General features: G+C 35.9%; 20 protein-coding genes. 14 read left to right on the top strand and 6 right to left on the bottom strand.

Annotation, left to right across the window (positions count from 1 at the left end):
- The first annotated feature begins 67 nt into the window (after positions 1–67).
- On the top strand, positions 68–1,456 hold the full coding sequence (locus tag BAU17_RS07640; protein WP_161902219.1) for a helix-turn-helix domain-containing protein: 1,389 nt from the start codon (positions 68–70) through the stop codon (positions 1,454–1,456).
- A gap of 53 nt (positions 1,457–1,509) precedes the next feature.
- Here the strand turns inward: BAU17_RS07640 and BAU17_RS07635 are convergent, their stop codons facing one another.
- The 3 genes from BAU17_RS07635 to BAU17_RS07625 form a co-directional block, all read right to left on the bottom strand.
- Complete coding sequence (locus tag BAU17_RS07635; RefSeq protein WP_161902218.1) at positions 1,510–2,457, bottom strand: AEC family transporter; 948 nt, start codon at positions 2,455–2,457, stop codon at positions 1,510–1,512.
- Positions 2,458–2,604: 147 nt separating this feature from the next.
- Positions 2,605–3,531 carry a membrane protein insertase YidC gene (gene yidC, locus BAU17_RS07630; protein ID WP_161902217.1) on the bottom strand — a complete coding sequence of 309 codons (927 nt, stop codon included), beginning with the start codon at positions 3,529–3,531 and terminating at the stop codon, positions 2,605–2,607.
- 109 nt (positions 3,532–3,640) lie between these two features.
- The gene (locus tag BAU17_RS07625; protein ID WP_161902216.1) at positions 3,641–3,913 is read right to left on the bottom strand and encodes an acylphosphatase; all 273 of its coding nucleotides are present in this window, start codon (positions 3,911–3,913) and stop codon (positions 3,641–3,643) included.
- Between the two features lie 99 nt (positions 3,914–4,012).
- Between BAU17_RS07625 and BAU17_RS07620 the strand changes: the two genes are divergently transcribed.
- Positions 4,013–4,774, top strand: a complete 762-nt coding sequence (locus BAU17_RS07620) for a TrmH family RNA methyltransferase (protein ID WP_161902215.1) — start codon at positions 4,013–4,015, stop codon at positions 4,772–4,774.
- 115 nt (positions 4,775–4,889) lie between these two features.
- Positions 4,890–5,393, top strand: coding sequence for an HD domain-containing protein (locus tag BAU17_RS07615; protein ID WP_161902214.1), 504 nt, complete (start codon positions 4,890–4,892; stop codon positions 5,391–5,393).
- 42 nt (positions 5,394–5,435) lie between these two features.
- Here BAU17_RS07615 and BAU17_RS07610 read toward each other — a convergent pair whose 3' ends face one another.
- Positions 5,436–6,647, bottom strand: a complete 1,212-nt coding sequence (locus tag BAU17_RS07610; protein ID WP_161902213.1) for a YdcF family protein — start codon at positions 6,645–6,647, stop codon at positions 5,436–5,438.
- 132 nt (positions 6,648–6,779) lie between these two features.
- On the opposite strand from BAU17_RS07610, the gene BAU17_RS07605 reads away from it, so the two are divergent.
- Positions 6,780–7,265, top strand: a complete 486-nt coding sequence (locus BAU17_RS07605) for a GyrI-like domain-containing protein (protein ID WP_161902212.1) — start codon at positions 6,780–6,782, stop codon at positions 7,263–7,265.
- A 70-nt stretch (positions 7,266–7,335) separates the two neighbouring features.
- Here the strand turns inward: BAU17_RS07605 and BAU17_RS07600 are convergent, their stop codons facing one another.
- A complete protein-coding gene (locus tag BAU17_RS07600; protein WP_161902211.1) occupies positions 7,336–7,485 on the bottom strand; it encodes a hypothetical protein in 150 nt (49 codons plus the stop codon).
- A gap of 117 nt (positions 7,486–7,602) precedes the next feature.
- Positions 7,603–7,941: a DUF4828 domain-containing protein gene (locus BAU17_RS07595; RefSeq protein WP_161902210.1), complete on the bottom strand. Its 339-nt coding sequence runs from the start codon at positions 7,939–7,941 to the stop codon at positions 7,603–7,605.
- Between the two features lie 167 nt (positions 7,942–8,108).
- Here BAU17_RS07595 and BAU17_RS07590 point away from each other — a divergent pair, with 167 nt between their 5' ends.
- The 10 genes from BAU17_RS07590 to BAU17_RS07545 all read left to right on the top strand — a co-directional run bounded on the left by BAU17_RS07590 (position 8,109) and on the right by BAU17_RS07545 (position 17,888).
- Entirely contained in the window at positions 8,109–9,104 is a 996-nt protein-coding gene (locus tag BAU17_RS07590) for a Gfo/Idh/MocA family protein (RefSeq protein ID WP_161902209.1), read from the top strand.
- A gap of 10 nt (positions 9,105–9,114) precedes the next feature.
- Positions 9,115–10,386 (top strand): DEAD/DEAH box helicase, encoded by a 1,272-nt coding sequence (locus BAU17_RS07585; RefSeq protein WP_161902208.1) that lies wholly within the window; start codon positions 9,115–9,117, stop codon positions 10,384–10,386.
- 18 nt (positions 10,387–10,404) lie between these two features.
- Entirely contained in the window at positions 10,405–13,119 is a 2,715-nt protein-coding gene (locus BAU17_RS07580; protein WP_161902207.1) for a sigma-54-dependent transcriptional regulator, read from the top strand.
- Between the two features lie 148 nt (positions 13,120–13,267).
- A complete protein-coding gene (locus BAU17_RS07575; RefSeq protein ID WP_161902206.1) occupies positions 13,268–13,585 on the top strand; it encodes a PTS sugar transporter subunit IIB in 318 nt (105 codons plus the stop codon).
- Between the two features lie 143 nt (positions 13,586–13,728).
- The gene (locus BAU17_RS07570) at positions 13,729–15,168 is read left to right on the top strand and encodes a PTS sugar transporter subunit IIC (RefSeq protein WP_161902205.1); all 1,440 of its coding nucleotides are present in this window, start codon (positions 13,729–13,731) and stop codon (positions 15,166–15,168) included.
- 61 nt (positions 15,169–15,229) lie between these two features.
- Positions 15,230–15,442, top strand: coding sequence for a hypothetical protein (locus BAU17_RS07565; protein WP_161902204.1), 213 nt, complete (start codon positions 15,230–15,232; stop codon positions 15,440–15,442).
- A gap of 22 nt (positions 15,443–15,464) precedes the next feature.
- Positions 15,465–15,665 (top strand): hypothetical protein, encoded by a 201-nt coding sequence (locus BAU17_RS07560; protein WP_161902203.1) that lies wholly within the window; start codon positions 15,465–15,467, stop codon positions 15,663–15,665.
- Positions 15,652–16,068 carry a DUF3284 domain-containing protein gene (locus tag BAU17_RS07555; protein WP_161902202.1) on the top strand — a complete coding sequence of 139 codons (417 nt, stop codon included), beginning with the start codon at positions 15,652–15,654 and terminating at the stop codon, positions 16,066–16,068. Before BAU17_RS07560 ends, BAU17_RS07555 begins: the two co-directional genes overlap by 14 nt.
- A 206-nt stretch (positions 16,069–16,274) precedes the next feature.
- Positions 16,275–16,592, top strand: a complete 318-nt coding sequence (locus BAU17_RS07550; RefSeq protein ID WP_161902201.1) for a PTS lactose/cellobiose transporter subunit IIA — start codon at positions 16,275–16,277, stop codon at positions 16,590–16,592.
- A 42-nt stretch (positions 16,593–16,634) separates the two neighbouring features.
- A complete protein-coding gene (locus BAU17_RS07545) occupies positions 16,635–17,888 on the top strand; it encodes a PTS sugar transporter subunit IIC (protein WP_161902200.1) in 1,254 nt (417 codons plus the stop codon).
- Positions 17,889–17,923: the final 35 nt, after the last annotated feature.

The raw sequence follows: 17,923 nt of genomic DNA, 5'->3' as shown, positions 1-17,923 counted from the left end.
ATCAAATTATTTAAGTGTGTTGCTAAGTACTATTTAAGTGAAGAAAATAGATGAGGAGAAGTAGCCAATGAAAGTCAATATGTTTGGATTTCCAAAAGATATTCAATTAAAACATGACATGTTATTATATTTAGATCAACAATCAGATTTTATTTCGAGTGAGTTGATTGCAGAATCAGTAGGAAAAGTGACAGCCCAAACAATTCGAAAAAAATTGAATGAATTAGCAGCTGATATTAAGCAGTTGTATGCACCAAACAAAGTCTCCTTAGAAATCGACACTCGCTACGGCGTGAAGTTAATTAGAAAAGGTGCGAATTTAACACAAGTTTTCGAAAAGCTTTATGAAAACTCTTTTGTATATGCTATTTTCAAATTATTAATCCAACAAAGAAGTTTTTCAACAGATGATTTTTGTTCAGAATATAACATAAGTTTTTCTAAATTAAGACGTGCTGTGAATCAGATAAATGCTTTTTTAGAAAATTATGAGATACGAATTATAGCAGGTCAAAGAGTAAGTATTGAAGGGAAAGAATCACAAATTCGTTGCTTATTTTTTATGTTTTTATTTTATGTACATCGCCAAGCAACAAGCGTCCGATGGATAGCAGAGGATGCTTATTTAGATTTAGCTGAGAAACTCTGCTATTCTTTGTATATTCCGATAGAAAAAGGCACATTGGAAGTGATTGCTTTATGGTTGTATATTCAAGATGTTTCAAAAGAGCCCGTGCCATCGTTAGATAGATTATCTTTAAGTGAACAAATTCCTAAATCAATTCCTCGACCTAGCTTTTTGACTGACTTTGATGACAATGAATGGGATTATTTTTTACTAGTGCTATATGGATTGAATTTGGTAAATACAGAAATCTTTCAAGATTTTGATATTATTCATCAAAATGACTTTTTTGATGTTGCTCGTAAATTTATCGATAATTTTGATGATTTGAGTATTTTAGAAAAACACACTATTTTTCAAACATTCCATCAAATTGCCATATTAAATGAAATTATCCCTTTGGATATGAATTTACTTGCTGTTTTTTCTCCAGTCTCAATGGATGGGATTGAGCACGCCTATCCTGCTTTGAATACTCGCTTTCAACAACTATGGTCGGAACTTATATCTGAATTTCCAGCGATTGACACGGAGTTCTATCATCGTCGGATTTTTCTCCTGTTTTTACAAATTGTGCCTTCGAGCGAGGTATCCAAGCCACTGTGTCTATACATTTGTTCAAATTTTAGTTTAGATATTGTGGAAGGAATGAAGCGTCGCATTAAAAATTTCTTCAAAAGTAAATTTTTAATTTCTTATACAAAAAATATATCGCAAGCTGATTTTGTAATTTCTACAGAAGATGTAGTTATAGAAAGTGAAAAAGAAGTGTTAATTGTTAGTCCTAAATTAACGGTAAAAGACTTTTTATTTTTGGACAGTCAATTTTAAAATAAACTTAAAACGCCACTTAATTTCTAAAGAAGTTAAGCGGCATTTTTTGTTTAAATAAATGAGATAGCATGGAGTAGGAAAGGAATGTAAAACATATAAATCAATACAGAATAACCCATACTAGAAGCGGCAAATTCTTCATCGGCATGATAGGTTCTAGCTAAAATAGGGACAGAATTTTGTACAGGCATAGCAGATTGAATAATAAATACTTGCAGCATAAGTGTTGGCACTGCAATCCATTGTCCAATGAACCAAACGATAAACGGTGCGACGAAATAACGACCAACTAACACTCCCAGAATATCTTTGGTCATCTTGAGGTTTTTAATGCCGTTAAAATAGACCATAATTCCAATAGCAAACATCGATAAAGGCGTTGTTAAATCAGCAAGGTATGTTCCAAAACTCTGAATCAAGGTTGGGACTGATAAGGAACACAACATCCAGATTAAACCAATGATAAAACCTAATAAAGCGGGAGAAAAAATCTTTTTTAAAGCAACAAGTGGATGGAAAGAGATTCGTACCTGTTCTACTTGTGAGTTATCGGTTGCAATTAAATAAATACCGATTGTCCAAAAAATAGTCGTATTGATAATGTAATATAAGAGGACATAGGGAATCGATTGCTCACCAAAAATGGCTAAGTTGATTGGTAAACCAATAAAAATTGTGTTTGAACAAGTAATCATTGTTGAAAATGTTCCTTGCCGATTTGTGGGAATATGAGCGATTTTACGATAAACAAAGCTAAATAATAAAGTGAGAATCATTGAAATGAAAGGAATAATCATACCTGAGAAAAGTGAAACAAATTCTTCTCGTGAAAAATTGCTAGTGATATTTAAAAACATACTAAATGGTAAGGAAACATTCAAAACTAATTTAGAAAAGACATCTGCTGTTCGGTTACTGAACCATTGTTTAAATGACAGCCAATATCCTAAAAACATTAATAAAAAAATAACCAGGATATTCAAATAAGCCTCTAACAAACAATCACCTCCGTATAAAATAAGCAAAAATCCGGACTATCCACGAAACTGCATTCTAATGAATTAGCAACAACTGCTAGAATGCAGGTCTTTTGAAAGTCCGGATTGTATATTGTTAAAAAAAGATGGGCATCAATTCTATTAGAATTAATGACGGTTTCGTTGTTTTCCAGCATTGCGACCACGATTATTTGTTGGTCTTGGTGTTGTAGGTTGTGCTGCCTTTACTGTCTCGGTGACATCTTTACGAGGAGTCACCACTGTTTTAGGTGGATTCTTTTTCATTTCTTCTGCAACTTTTGCGCGAATTCGTGGTTTCATAATGACATTTGTGATAAATGTTTGTAAACAACTGAATAATCCACCAACTACCCAATACAAGGTGACCCCTGCTGGAGAAGAAAAGGACATCATTACAATCATTAGTGGAGAAACGATTAACATGCTACGCATTGTTTTCTTTTGCTCATCAGGAACACCAATCAGTGATAAATAACCTTGTCCGACGTAAGCAATCCCGGCAATTGCTACCAGGATTAAACTACGTGATCCTAAAGACATACCATAAAAAGTAGCTTGGTCAATCCCTGGTGTGAATTGAGCTGTATAGAACAAAGCAGTAAAGATTGGCATTTGAATTAATAAAGGTAAACAACCAATGCCTCCCAGCATACTCATATTGTTTTCTTTGTAGACATTTTGCATTTCAACTTGCGCTTGCATTTGTTCTTCACGAGTTGTTGCTGCTTTTAATTTAGCTTGTGCTTCATCAATTTGTGGCTTGATAAACTGCATTTTCTCGCTTTGAATCATTGTTTTTTTCGATTGATGAATTCCTAGTGGTAAAATAATTAAACGCACGATGATTGTTACAACTACGATTGCCCAACCAAAACCAAGGTTCATATTTGTGGCAATATACGTTAGAAACTCACCCAAAGGTGCTACCAAAAAGCGATAAATGATTCCGCTAGGATCCGGACTACCGTCTTCTAAACGACTTACGCAGCCAGATAAGAATAGCAATGTTGCCAACAATCCGGAACCTAGTAGCCAGTTTTTCATTTTTTTCATGTACTTCTTCCTCTACTTATTAAATTTAGACAAAGATAACTATACTAAAAAATAAGTGTCTTTTCAATGAACAAAGCAAAATTAAATGTGAAAGAAGTGTGAAGAAAATTTAATCAGTGATAAATTTTGTTCGTTCAACAATAGGGGCATTCTCTTCAATTTCACAAGAAGTAACACGTCCGACAGGTGAAGGGGAGTCTTTTACTCTTTGGATAAAAGTTTCCATGGGTGTATCGTCACCCATTGCTTCAATTGTCACTGAACCATCATCTTCATTTTTTGCGCTACCATATATTCCTAATTCATCAGCTAACATTTTTGTTGTAAAGCGAAAACCGACACCTTGCACGCGACCGCGAACATTCATCTTAACTTTTCTCATAAAGAATCCTCCTTACTTTTTTCTTAATGATAGCGTTTTTTTTAGATTTCAACAAGTCCCGACTATTCATCCGTGATATAATAACCCCGAGGTGAAACCATGAAAGAAATTCAATCAACTAAAAATACCATCATCAAAGAGCGGAACAAGCTACATAAACGCAAATATCGTGAACAGGAAAATAGATATCTATTGGAAGGCTTCCATCTTGTAGAGGAGGCCGTCGCATCTAGCAGCACTGTAGAAGAGATTTTCCTCGATTCACGTGGCTTCAAAGAATGGGGGGAGTGGGCAACACAACAAGCCGCAATGTGCTATCTGGTTTCTGACGAAGTTATGAAACATTTATCAGATTTACCTACGCCACAAGGCATGATTGCTACTGTCCAGAAAGTTACTGAAAATACGATGGATTTAACTGGAAAGTGGTTATTACTAGATAATGTGCAAGATCCTGGAAATGTAGGAACAATGATTCGGACCGCTGATGCAGCAGGTTTTGATGGAGTTATTTTGGGAGAAGGAACTGCAGATATTTATAGCACAAAAGTCTTGCGTAGTATGCAAGGTAGCCAATTTCATTTACCCGTTTTCTCAGCAAATCTATTAGAAGTCATTCCTAAATTACAAGCTAATCAAGTACCGGTTTATGGAACGGAATTAAATGTGGATGCAGTTACCTTCACACAACTTGAAAAAACGAATCAAGTCGCGTTGATTTTAGGAAATGAAGGCCAAGGGGTAACGAAAAACATTTTAGAAGTAACAGATAAAAATATTTACATCCCAATTTATGGTAAAGCTGAGTCACTCAATGTTGGTGTTGCAGCAGGTATTTTAATGTATGCTTTTGTACAATAGGTAATTAATTTTTAAGGAACTGTTAAACTTCCGTCGTTGTTGTCGCATATTCAGCAAATCGTGCTATACTTTAAAATGTACCAAAAAGAAAAGTCAAAGGTGGCCAACTATTTCTATGACAGCAGAATGGCAAAAAGATACAGAATATCTTTCTTATGTGGAAGATTTACTTGCAACTGACGAAGTTCAAAAATTATCAGAGTTTGTTCAACATATGCATTCAACACGTTTGGATCATTCAATTAGTGTCTCTTATCATAGTTATAAATTAGCCAAACGTTGGAATGGTGATGCTAGAGCTACTGCTCGGGCTGGACTATTGCATGACTTATTTTACTATGATTGGCGTACAACGAAGTTTGATGAGGGCACACATGCGTACATGCATCCTCGTATCGCAGTAAAAAATGCCGAGAAACTAACAGAACTTTCCGATTTAGAACGAGACATTATTGTAAAGCATATGTGGGGAGCAACTATTGCACCGCCACGATATAAAGAAAGCTATATCGTCACAATGGTTGACAAATATTGTGCAGTGAAAGAAGCAGCCAGTCCGATGACTGCTCGATTTAAAGCTAGATGGCAACGCATCGTCGGTAGCGGCCAGTCTGCATAAAAAAAGCACTTGATTTCAAAAATTGGAATCAAGTGCTTTTTCTTAACCCACAAACAAGGGAACAAGCCAAGTAATTAAAGTTAAGAAAAGTAATAAACTTGCTAAAATACCAACAATGAGGAAATGGCGTTTCTTATTCATTGCTACAATTGCAATAAATTCTCTTAAGAAGGCATTTGGTAAGTAATACAAAGCCGTTTTTGACCCAATCCCATCAGCGTTTAATCCTGCCCAACGTGCAAAAATGCCTGCTCGAAAAATATGGTAGTTATTTGATGAAAAGATAACGTTGGCTTTCTTACCATTTGTTTGTTGTATAATTTCTTTTGAAAATTTCATGTTTTCTAAGGTCGTTGTTGAATTGCTTTCAACCAAAATATCTTCTTCGGGAATTCCTTGAGTTAACGCGTAATTTTTCATCGCGACAGCTTCAGGAATTTTTTCATCCGGACCTTGTCCACCAGACATAATAAATTTAGGAGGAGTCGTTTTATTTTCTTGTTGACGATAAAAACGAATGGCTCTATCAATCCGTTGTGCCAAAAGTGGGGTTACACGTTCTCCGTCGATTAAACCTGCACCAAGCACGATGATGAAATCTTGGTTGTAGCGTGGGTGATTAAATTGATACAACACGGAAATAGTTAAGAAATTAAAAAAAACAAACCCGAAATAAATCAATCCCATTGGTAAAATGGCTAATAAAGTACTTGCCCATTCAGGAAGTTTGCCAGCGAAAGTAAAGTCATAAATGAGCCACAATGTCATTAGAATCGCTGCAATTAATGTCAATAAATTTGCTAAAGAATGAGATTCGCGTTTAATCACCACTACAGCATTCCAGTAGAGTAAAATCATTAAGCCGACAAATCCAAATAAAGCTAAAAATAAAAAGATTAAACCTACACCAATTAGTAGCAATAAAATGACAATATTTTGTGTTAAGATAAAGTTAAATAATAAATATGCACCGAACACGGCAATAAATAAATTAAATAAAAAACCATTGATTAATTTCGCTTTTGCTTGTTGGAAACTAAAGAAAAATAAAGTGAAGAAGCCCACAGGAACTACCCAAAAAAAGCTGCCATGCTGGGATTCAATAATCCCAAGATATACAGATAATGAGAGTAAAGTCCAGCTACATAGAAAGAAAAAAATATCTGGAACAGCTTGCCTTTTACGCCAAGTAATTATTCCCCAAGCACCCAATAAATAGGGAATGAAAAAAATAAATAATTGTTTAATATCCATACCAACACTCCATTTCAATTTGTTCATAGTTAAGTATAGCGAATTTTATCAAAAAAATCTTGTATGAATTATATTCGCTCAAAAAGAAAAAATCCGGTACAATAAAAAGCAGAGAGAGGAGGGTACAATCAAGTGGAATTAGGAGAAGTAATACGTAAAGAATTACCCGAATTTACTGTGATTGGTAAGGAAGGGAAAGGGCTTGCTTCTGAAGCAGCTTCTTGGGTACCTGAATTGTGGGAGTTAGCCAATCGTGATTTTGCTGAATTAGTTCAAGTGATGAGTGAACATCCAGTAGAAGAAGTTGAACTTTGGGGACTGATGAGTGATGCCACTCATTGGTTAGATCCTTGGCAAGAAACTGGACGTTATTTAGCAGGTATGCAAGTAGCAAATGACGTGATAGAACCCATCGATTGGGTCAAATGGGTAATACCAGCTATGGAATATCTAGTTGTAAAAACTAATGAAGCAAATTTAGAAATGATGACCGAAAAAATGTTTGAAGATATCTTGCCTCAAGAAAATGTCCAGTTGGTAGGAGCAATCCAAGAACATTATTTACCAACTTTTGCAGCTGGTGAAGTGGAATTGTATTTTCCTATTAGAATTCTATAATTCATACGCATACTTCGAATGGGAGGTATGCGTATTGTTTTTTTACAAATAAAAAAGAGTCTAGCCGAAGCTACACTCTACGATGATGCTGTTGCTGATTGGATTCAATTTTTACGGGTATTGCTTGTGGTTTTAAGGCACGACTGGCTAACAAAGAAGCAGCACCTAACATACCAGCTAAAATAAACAGAGAAAACAAAGAGAGAAATACGGTTAACATAAGCAACCCTTCTTTCGAATTTATTTGAACGTGGAAGATGGGACTCGAACCCACACCTTGAAATATAAATAAGTAATGCTTATTTAGCGGAACACCTTGTTCATCCACAAAAAGTAATTATTTTTTCGTTAATAAAAAAGTAGCATCTTCTGTCTCATCATGAAAAGAAAGTATCGTATCATTTTTTTCAAAAATAATTTGGTAGCCTAAAGTATCTAAAAAAACTAATCGTTGAGGTGTAGCTTCCAATACGGTAGCTGGATGCAAACGATTTTGAATATAAAGAGTCAAATCTTCATTGACAGTCACAGTGACTTGTCGATGTTTGTGAAAGTAAAACCACTCACCTATAAATGCAGTATGCACAGGTGTTTTTTTTCTACGATGAAACAAAGTAGAACTAAGTGCACCAACCACTAGTGAAATACCTAAGACTAACAATTTTCTTTTCAACATGTCACATCCTCTCTTTTTATTAACTAATAATATTATAACATGGAAAAAGTGAAAATCTCTGGGACTAAGGTTGGATTTTTCAAGAAGTTTTTATGATTATATGGTACACTTTTGCTATACAAAGCGATAAAATTTTTTATCATACAAAAGAGAAAAGAGGAAGTTAAATGATTAAATTAGGGATTATTGGCACAAACTGGATTACACATCAATTCGTATCTGCTGCATTGGCAACCGAGCAATACACACTAACCGCTGTTTATTCACGCAAGTTACCTACTGCGGAAGCCTTTGCTAGTGAGTACACAGGAGACATTGCGTGTGTCACAGAACTAGCAGATTTGTTTGTGGCATCAGATGTTGTTTATATTGCCTCACCAAACAGCCTGCATTTTAGTCAAGCGAAAGCAGCAATCTTAGCAGGTAAACATGTGATTGTGGAGAAACCAGCTTTCTCAAATCCAAAAGAAATGGCTGAAATTATTACGCTTTCTCAAGAAAAAGAGGTATTTTTCTTTGAGGCTGCACGAAATATTCATGAACAAAGTTTTGGGATAATCAAAGAAGCTTTACCAGAAGCGGATCATATTATTGGTGCGAACTTTAGTTATATGAAATACTCTTCACGCTACGATCAAGTGTTGGCAGGAGAAGAACCAAATATCTTTTCTCCTCGTTTTTCAGGAGGTTCGTTGTCGGATTTAGGTGTTTATCCAATTTATGCTGCTTTAGGCTGGTTTGGTAAACCAAAGAGCGTCCATCATTTTGCGCGTAAAATTGCCACAGGTGTTGATGGTATCGGAACCGTTATCTTACGTTATGAACAATTTGATGTAACGATTCAACATGGCAAGATTGGCAATTCTTCGTTACCATCAGAAATTTATTTTGACAATGGCACACTTTATTTGAATGGGATCAATGCGATTGAAAATGCAGAACTAGAAATTCGTGGCAAAGAGACTGTATCATTAGCAGTTTCTGCAAAAGACAATCCAATGATTGAAGAAGCAGCCGATTTTGCTGAAGTTATGCAGCAACCAGAAACACCAGAAAACAAACAACGTTATCAAGAATGGGTGACGTTAGCAAAAGATGTCAATGATGTCTTATATGAAATGAGAAAACAAGCAGGCATTCGATTTGCTGCAGATGAAGAATAGAGGAAAAAAAGTGATAATCGAAACAAATTTGCCAGAAAAATGGCAGCAACGTTGGCAAGAACAAGGCTTTCAAGAGCCATCTGTAATTCAAGACAAAGTATTTCAACCATTAGCAGCAGGTGAAAGTTTAGTAGGAATCTCACCTACTGGCTCAGGGAAAACTTTAGCGTATTTATTACCGGTACTTCAACAAATTACGCCCAAAGACGGCAATCAGTTGTTAATTCTTACATCGTCACAAGAATTAGGAATTCAAGTAACCGAAGTCGCAAAAATATGGGCAAAAGATTTAGATTTAACCGTTCAACCTTTAATTGGTGGAGCAAACGTGAAGCGTCAAATCGAAAAACTAAAAGCCAAACCTGAAGTTTTGGTGGGGACTCCTGGTCGTGTTGTGGAACTGATGAAGCAAAAGAAAATTAAAGTTCACCAATTAAAAACAGTCATCTTTGATGAGGCCGATCAATTGTTTTTACCAGGAACAAGCGAGCTAGTGGAAGAAATTATCAAACGTTTTTCAACCCCTTTACAATATGCATTTTTCTCAGCGACAGCTGAACAAGCCTTGCCAGCAATTGAAAAGGTTGTTCCGGGCATTCCTGTGATTGATGCAACTAAGGAAGATCGAAGCAAAGGAGAAGTTCATCATTATTATTTGATGTATCCTAATCGTCGGTTGGTTGATGCATTGCGTCGTTTTGCCTATGTAGAAGACTTTCAAGGCTTGGTATTCTTTAATCAGTTACAAGATTTAGGCAGTGCCGAAGAAAAACTGCTTTTTCATCAATTAAGAGTTGCTTCATTAGCATCCGACCAAACGAAAGAGCTACGTAAATTAGCATTAGATTTATTTAAACAAGGGAAAATTGTGGAATTACTGACGACAGATGTAGCGGCACGTGGAATTGATATTTTTGAATTGCCGTATGTGATTAATACAGAAGTTCCGTTAACAAAAGAAAGCTACCTACACCGTTCCGGACGTGTTGGTCGAATGGGTGCAACTGGCAATGTGATTACGATTGTGCAAGAAAATACGTTACCAAAATTAAAAAAGATGGCGCGCACATTAGATATTACAATAGAAGAAATTTTTCTACATGGCGGTGCTTTGCACACCGAACAACCTGAAAAAGAAGAATTTGTTGAACATAAACTTGAAAAAGAACCAGTAAAATCTACAAGAAAAGTGCCGACAGTCACGCAAGAAAAACCAAAAAAGAAAATAAAAAAACGGACTAAAGCACAAAAAAATAAAGGTGCACGTAAGCGTAAAGAGTAGAAATGGAGGAATTGCAACATGTATTCAAGGAAAGAAGAAATTCTAAAAACCATTGAATTGCATAAACAAGGGCTGACTGCAGCAGAAGTCGCAGACATGTTGCAAATTGATCGAAGCAATGCCAGTCGTTATTTAAGTGAACTATACAAAGAAGAAAAGATTCATAAACGAGCCGGACGACCGGTCATTTATGAACCGTTGACCGACGAGCTAGTTCATGTAGATACGTCAACTGATGTGACATTTGACACGCTGGTTGGCGCAAATGCTTCATTGAAAGTAAGTATCCAACAAGCAAAAGCCGCTATTTTATATCCACCTAGAGGCTTACACACCATTATTTTTGGGGAAACTGGTACAGGGAAATCCATGTTTGCGGAATGTATGTATCATTTTGCCGTGCAATCCAAAGTTTTGAAACGTGATGCACCATTTATTTCGTTTAACTGTGCAGACTATGCACAGAATCCGCAACTGCTGTTTGGACATATTTTTGGTATCCGCAAAGGTGCGTATACCGGTGCAACCGAAGATAGTCCCGGATTAATGGCAAAGGCTGATGGAGGCATTCTATTTTTGGATGAAATCCATCGTTTACCACCAGAAGGACAGGAGATGCTCTTTACGTTTATTGACAAAGGAGTCTATCGGCCTTTAGGAGAAAGTGCGCAAACTTATGAAGCTTCGGTTCAAATTATCGGCGCAACAACCGAATCTTCTGAAAGCTTTTTAACAACCTTTAATCGCCGAATTCCAATGGCGATTACATTGCCGAGTTTAGCAGCGCGTTCACTGGATGAGCGTTATGAAATTATTTCATTATTTATTAAACAAGAAGCTAATCGCTTAAATCAAGGCATTCAAGTAGAAAAAGATGCCATTTTATCGTTCATGCTTTATGATGCAGAAGCCAATATTGGACAAATTAAACGTGATTTAAAACTAGTGTGTGCCAAAGCTTTTTTACACTATCGCACACATGGGCAAAAAAATCTGTTGATTCGTCGAAAAGATTGTACATTACAAGTACAAAAAGGTTTATTAAAAGTGAAAGAAATGTCTGATCGCTTGGATCGTTTCTTAGAAGGCAAAGGTGATTTTTTAACATTTGAGCCAGGTGCATCAGATGTTGTGTGGTCACATGATCCCGAACGAAATATGCAAGTCTATAATGACATTGAAGAAAAAGTTAGTACCTTAAGCCAAACGGGTGTGGAAAATATTGATTTGGAACAACTGATTTCCAGAGATGTTGATGCCTATTTTGAAACATATGTTGAAGAGTTGGCACAAACCCCTGTCCACAAAAACTTAATTCCCCAAGATATTTGGCAATTAACGAATAACTTATATGATATTGCGGAAAAAGAATTGGATCGTAAATACAATGAGAAAGCGCGTTTTGCTTTTGCTTTACATTTACAAAGTACGTTAGATCGAATTAGAGATGGTCATATGATTATCCATCCCGATTTAAATACTGTGCGTAAGCAATTAAAATCAGAATTTCAAGTGGCACTTGATTTATCTACTTATATTGAAGAAGAATGTGATATTGAAATTCCTTTTGATGAAATTGGCTTTATTAGTATGTTTTTATCGATTCAAGTGGGCGAATTTGAACCACTACCGATTAATAAAGTTGGTGTAATCGTCTTGATGCATGGACGAGCAACTGCTAGCAGTATGCTTGAAACAGCCCAAGAACTTTTAGGAACAGACACGGGGATTGCGATGAACATGACCTTAGATACTGAAGTCAAAGCGATGTACAACGAGGTGCTTTCTTATGTCTATGAAGCAAAAGATGAACTATCAAATGGTGTCTTGATTTTGACCGATATGGGTTCATTAAACTCTTTTGCGAACCTAATCTATGAAGAAACAGGCATTCGTGCGAAAGCTATCTCGATGTCTAGCACGATGATTGTCATCGAAGCATTACGAATGTCTGATGCTGGACGTAGTTTAGAAGATATGTACCAAAATATTCAAATGTCCTTTGAAACGATTGTCAGAGAACAATTTAGAAATGTCAATGAAGCCAAAGGTACACGTAAAGCAATTGTGGTGACGTGTTTTACTGGTGAAGGTGTGGCCGCCAAACTTTATCACCGAATTGCACCAATTGTGAATGAATCGCAAGTTGAAATTATTCAAATGCAGTTTATTGAACGTGAAACCTTTAAAAAACATATTGATAGTTTAATGGAAGAATATGAAATTAAAGCTATTGCTGGAACTGTCGAAGTCGATTACCAAAATATTCCATTTTTCTCTGCGTATGATGTGTTTGATGATGAAAAATTAAATGTCTTGCGTCGGATTATTGGTGAAGAAGTATCGATTGATACGATTGTTGATTCATTGAAAGACACGCTTGTACATGTGCGTTCCTTGCCTGCATTAATCAAAGATTTACAAAAAGCTGTGCATCAAATTCAAACACAATTACATTTAATTGTAGAACCTGGAGTGGAGGGTGGTATTGTCATTCACTTGGCATTCTTAGTAGAAAGCTTACTAAAAGGGGAAGATGTCCGTGTATTTCCAAATTTAGCAGATTTCCAAAAACAATATCGCTTAGAAACAGATCAGATTCGTACTATTTTGATGTCGATTGAGCGTAACTACTATGTACGTATCTCTGAAGACGAAATAGCCTTCTTATTAAAAACATTTATTGATAATCGATTGGAAACCAATCAAGAATCTTACACACAAAGTCCTTAGTGTGCAGTGTGTAAGGGTGAAAAACGATAGTGTGTACGAATGTGTATAGACCAAAAAGCTGATTTTATCGCTTTTTGGTCTATTTTTATTTGGCACGCTTTTTGCATTATAGATAAGTGTAAAACAAAAATACGAAGAGGTGAAAAAAATGGCAAAAAAAACGATTATGCTTGTATGTTCTGCAGGTATGAGTACAAGTTTACTAGTAACAAAAATGCAAAAAGCAGCAGAAGAGAAAGGATATGATGCTGATATTTTCGCAGTGTCCGCTTCTGAAGCAGACCAACATTTAGAATCAAAAAATGTAGACGTGCTATTGTTAGGACCACAAGTACGTTTCATGAAAGCGCAATTCGAACAAAAATTAGCACCAAAAGGCATTCCGTCAGATGTAATTAACATGGCTGATTATGGCATGATGAATGGCGAAAAAGTATTAGCACAAGCTGAAAAATTAATGAAATAAATTAGCGCATCAATTAGTTTCACAAGTTTATCAAAAGCAATAATTACTTATTCGGAAAGAATACCAAATAATTATTACTATCAACTACTTACTTTGAACGGATGAGTAGTTGATGGAATTTTGAACTTATAGGAGGAAATGAGATGGAAGCTTTATCAGGATGGTTGGAACGACACGTATTGCCAATTGCTGCGAAAATAGGTTCTCAGAAACATTTAGTTGCGTTGCGAGATGCATTTATTGGGATGTTACCGGTAACGATGGCAGGTGCCATTGCAGTTTTACTAAATGCTTTTGTTCGAGATTTTCCAGGGGAATATATCAAATCAGGTCCGCTTTTTAATGCAGAAACAGGAACGAATGTTATTACGGAGTTTTTCCAACCATTAATTGGTGTGAATGGTTTAGTTTGGACAGGTACACTTGCTATTATGGCTGTTGTATTTGCAGCGTCACTTGGTTATAACATTGCGAAAGCATATAACGTAGATCCGTTATCAGGCGCAATTGTCTCTTTATCAGCATTTATTATGGGAATTCCACAATCAGCTTCAACACTATTAAGTTTACCAGTAGATACACTTAGCCCAGAGCTAATTAAAACATTTACCGAAGCGGGTGGAACAATTTCAGATATTGCCGATCCAATTACGGGGGAGATTGTTAATCAAGGTGTAACTGCAGGTGGTTGGGGCTACTTCCCATTCAGTGCTTATATGGGTGGTACAGGCTTATTTACAGCGATGATTTTTGGATTTATCTCAGTGGTTATTTTTGCTAAATTAATGAATAAAAACATAATTATTAAAATGCCTGACTCAGTTCCGCCAGCAGTAGCTAAAGCTTTTGCGGCTATTATTCCTGGTGTTGTAGGTCTGTTTGTTTCAGGGACAATTTATTTCCTATTTGAAAAATTTGTAGGAATGCCATTGATTGACTGGATTGCAGAATCTATTCAAAAACCATTACTTGGCTTATCACAAGGTTATCTAGCTGTTTTAATTATTGTGCTATTAGTACATTTGCTATGGTTCTTCGGTTTACATGGAACGAATATTATGGCTCCTGTTTTACAATCTATTTATGGTGTAGCGATGGTTGAAAACACTAATGCTTACCAAGTTGGTGACAAGATTCCTTATCAATGGGTTGCTGGTTCTTTTGAAGCCTTTGTTTGGCCTGGCGGTGCAGGAGTAACATTGATGCTATTAGTTGCGGTATTAATTTTCTCTAAACGTGCTGACCATAAAACAATTGGTAAATTAGCTCTTGGGCCTGGTGTATTCAACATAAATGAGCCGATTATGTTTGGTTTACCTATCGTGCTAAATCCATTATTCATGATCCCATTTATTTTAGCACCAATTGCAACCGCAACGATTGCCTTCTTTGCAACAATGGCAGGACTTGTATCACCAGTTGTAGTGAATGTTATTTGGGTAATGCCAGCCGGTTTAAGTGGCTTTTTAGCAACAGGTGGCGATTGGCGCGCGATTGTATTGACAATAGTAAATTTAGCGGTGGCATTAGCAATCTGGACACCATTTATTTTAGCCGCAAATAAAATTGATCCAGCTGAATAAATAAACGAATACAACTAGCTGAGAAACTTCTCAGCTAGTGTATTTAAAAGGAGAGAGACAAATGATTACAATTAACTCAGCAATGCAACAAGAAAATATTAAAGCTGTATTGGAAGCAATTGACCAAGATGGTATCACCTATTCTTTTAAAGAAAAAAAAGGAATTGCATTAGTTTTTGATATTACAGGTGATAAAGAACAAGCAATTCGTATCGCAAAAGAGGCTATTAAGGCAGAAGAATGGGGAAAAGTACTTTATTTTAATGTCGTCTAATAATAGAAGTGGGTGAAAGCATATGTTGAAAAATGGATTATTTTTGATAAGCGTAGGCATGATTTTTTTCTTGTATAGTGCCAATGCACAAACTGGAACGTATAATTGGCCCAACTTAATTGTTGCTATTTTTATTATTGTTATAGGTGTTATTTGTTTTATTGTAGGAAATAAGCGAGAGAAAATAAAGAAAGCAGAGGACAAGAAGCATGGAAATCGTTAAAAAAATGCAAGTTCCCGCTAGTTTTTTTTATAAAAAAATTATCGATTCTGTTTTATATGATATTCAAGATACAACTGGGAGGACTTTGAGTGAGTCACAATTGAAGAATTTTGAATACGTAAAACAATTCAATGAAAAAACGAGAGCAACTATAAAAATTGAAGATATAAAATTAAATGAAACTTATGCTTATCGTACATCTACAACTCGAAATGAATTCGTTGCTACGTACACAATTCATCCAATAGATGATACAAACTGTGAGATAACATATAGCGAGCAAATGAAATCACATGGAACGATACAAGCACTTAATGATATGGTTACTGGCCTATTATTAGGTTTTTTCAAGAAAAAGCAGTTCAAACGAATGCTTCAGATGATTGAATCTTCCTATTCGTGAAAGAGTCACATCGTTGGCTCTTTTTTGCATTGCCAAAAGGTCAATTACACAATATACTAAGTGTGTATAACACAATGGTTAGTAGTGTGTAAGGTAGTTGTATAGACCAAATGCTGATTTAATAAGGTTTAGCTATTTTTGAAAGTTGGCACACTTCTTGCTTTATAGTTATGTGTAAGTATGTAGAAAAAATGGAGGGAAATAAAATGGACGAAAAGAACTTAGAAGCCATCATGGGATTAATCATGTATGGAGGAAATGCAAAGAGCGATGCAATGGAAGCAATTGCAGCAGCAAAAGCGGGTGATTTTGAATTAGCCGATCAAAAAATTAAAGATGCAGAAGCGTCATTAGTGGAAGCGCATCATTCGCAAACAAATCTTTTAACAAAAGAAGCACAAGGTGATCATATGACAGTTACATTGTTAACGGTTCATTCACAAGATCATTTAATGACATCGATTGCATTTACTGATTTAGCTAAAGAAATTATTGATGTATATCGTCGTATTGAAGCAAATTAATTTGCTTCAATACAATTTGTTACTAATTGGAGGAAAAAGAAGATGGATTCATTTGTAAGATTTATGGAAGAAAAATTTGTTCCGATTGCATCAAAAATTGGTGCACAACGTCATTTAGTCGCAATTCGTGACTCATTTATGGTGACAATGCCTTTAATGATTTTAGGCGCATTAGTAGTTATGTTTAATAATTTACCAATCCCAGCCTACCAAAACTTCATGAACGGTATTTTTGGAGAAGGTGTTTGGCAAACATTTGGTGGTTCTGTATGGAATGGTACATTCGCTATTATTTCAGTTATTCTTGCATTCTTATTAGCATACAATTTAGCACATGGTTATGGAAAAGATGGTATTGCTGCAGGGACCGTTTCATTAGCATCGTTCTTTGCTTTAGGTGGAGCGACTGGTATGTCAAGTACTGGTTTGTTTGTGGCAATTATTGTAGGGATTGTTTCAACAGAGCTTTTTGTCCGCTTGATTGGTAGTGACAAATTAGTTGTCAAAATGCCTGATGGTGTACCACCGGCAGTTGCCCGTTCCTTCGCAGCGTTATTCCCAGCAATGATTGTTGTCAGTCTCTTTGGTTTAGTTGCTGCTATTTTCGCTGCATTTGGTGTGCCGGATATTATTAATTCATTCTATGAAGTAGTTCAAAAACCATTTATGGGCATGGCTAGCACGTATCCATCAGCATTATTAATTGCATTCATTACACCGTTTTTATGGTTCTTTGGTTTACATGGTGCAAATATGATCGATCCATTTTTACAAACAATCAATGCACCAGCGATTGAAGCAAATGCTTTAGCAGTATCAGCTGGGGAAGCTGCACCTTATATTGTTAATAAACCATTTATTGACAGCTTTGTGAACTTGGGTGGAACAGGAGCGACACTTGGTTTAGTCATTGCGATTTATTTAGTTGGTCGTAGAAACAAAGCTTACAACGTTGTAAACAATTTGAGTGCAGCACCAGGGATTTTCAATATCAATGAACCAATGTTATTTGGATTACCAATTGTATTGAACCCAATTATGTTTATTCCATTTATTCTAACGCCAATGGTCTTAATTACAACTGCTTTCTGGTCAACTAAATTAGGGATTGTACCAGTAGCGACTGTTATGCCACCATGGGTTACACCACCAGTAATTGGCGGTTTCTTAGCAACTCAAAGCTTTAGTGGTGCCATTTTAGCTGCAGTCAACTTAATTATTTCTGTTCTAATTTATATGCCATTTGTTAGAATTGGTGTATTACAAGAAATTAAACGTGAACAAGCAGCAGGCTAATACAAATTAGAAAAAAGGATCAATTTGATCCTTTT

This window comes from Candidatus Enterococcus willemsii, assembly GCF_009933335.1.
Lineage (GTDB): Bacteria > Bacillota > Bacilli > Lactobacillales > Enterococcaceae > Enterococcus_F > Enterococcus_F willemsii.
The sequence above is the reverse complement of the archived record's forward strand: the minus strand, read 5'-3'. Positions and strand labels throughout refer to the sequence as shown.

Coding starts and splice junctions, on each gene's coding strand:
- BAU17_RS07590 (WP_161902209.1), top strand. CDS start 8,109: ATGATTAAATTAGGGATTATTGGCACAAACTGGATTACACATCAATTC.
- BAU17_RS07595 (WP_161902210.1), bottom strand. CDS start 7,941: ATGTTGAAAAGAAAATTGTTAGTCTTAGGTATTTCACTAGTGGTTGGT.
- BAU17_RS07610 (WP_161902213.1), bottom strand. CDS start 6,647: ATGGATATTAAACAATTATTTATTTTTTTCATTCCCTATTTATTGGGT.
- BAU17_RS07615 (WP_161902214.1), top strand. CDS start 4,890: ATGACAGCAGAATGGCAAAAAGATACAGAATATCTTTCTTATGTGGAA.
- BAU17_RS07600 (WP_161902211.1), bottom strand. CDS start 7,485: ATGTTAACCGTATTTCTCTCTTTGTTTTCTCTGTTTATTTTAGCTGGT.
- BAU17_RS07620 (WP_161902215.1), top strand. CDS start 4,013: ATGAAAGAAATTCAATCAACTAAAAATACCATCATCAAAGAGCGGAAC.
- BAU17_RS07640 (WP_161902219.1), top strand. CDS start 68: ATGAAAGTCAATATGTTTGGATTTCCAAAAGATATTCAATTAAAACAT.
- BAU17_RS07580 (WP_161902207.1), top strand. CDS start 10,405: ATGTATTCAAGGAAAGAAGAAATTCTAAAAACCATTGAATTGCATAAA.
- BAU17_RS07565 (WP_161902204.1), top strand. CDS start 15,230: ATGATTACAATTAACTCAGCAATGCAACAAGAAAATATTAAAGCTGTA.
- BAU17_RS07625 (WP_161902216.1), bottom strand. CDS start 3,913: ATGAGAAAAGTTAAGATGAATGTTCGCGGTCGCGTGCAAGGTGTCGGT.
- BAU17_RS07550 (WP_161902201.1), top strand. CDS start 16,275: ATGGACGAAAAGAACTTAGAAGCCATCATGGGATTAATCATGTATGGA.
- BAU17_RS07545 (WP_161902200.1), top strand. CDS start 16,635: ATGGATTCATTTGTAAGATTTATGGAAGAAAAATTTGTTCCGATTGCA.
- BAU17_RS07560 (WP_161902203.1), top strand. CDS start 15,465: ATGTTGAAAAATGGATTATTTTTGATAAGCGTAGGCATGATTTTTTTC.
- yidC (WP_161902217.1), bottom strand. CDS start 3,531: ATGAAAAAAATGAAAAACTGGCTACTAGGTTCCGGATTGTTGGCAACA.
- BAU17_RS07555 (WP_161902202.1), top strand. CDS start 15,652: ATGGAAATCGTTAAAAAAATGCAAGTTCCCGCTAGTTTTTTTTATAAA.
- BAU17_RS07575 (WP_161902206.1), top strand. CDS start 13,268: ATGGCAAAAAAAACGATTATGCTTGTATGTTCTGCAGGTATGAGTACA.
- BAU17_RS07570 (WP_161902205.1), top strand. CDS start 13,729: ATGGAAGCTTTATCAGGATGGTTGGAACGACACGTATTGCCAATTGCT.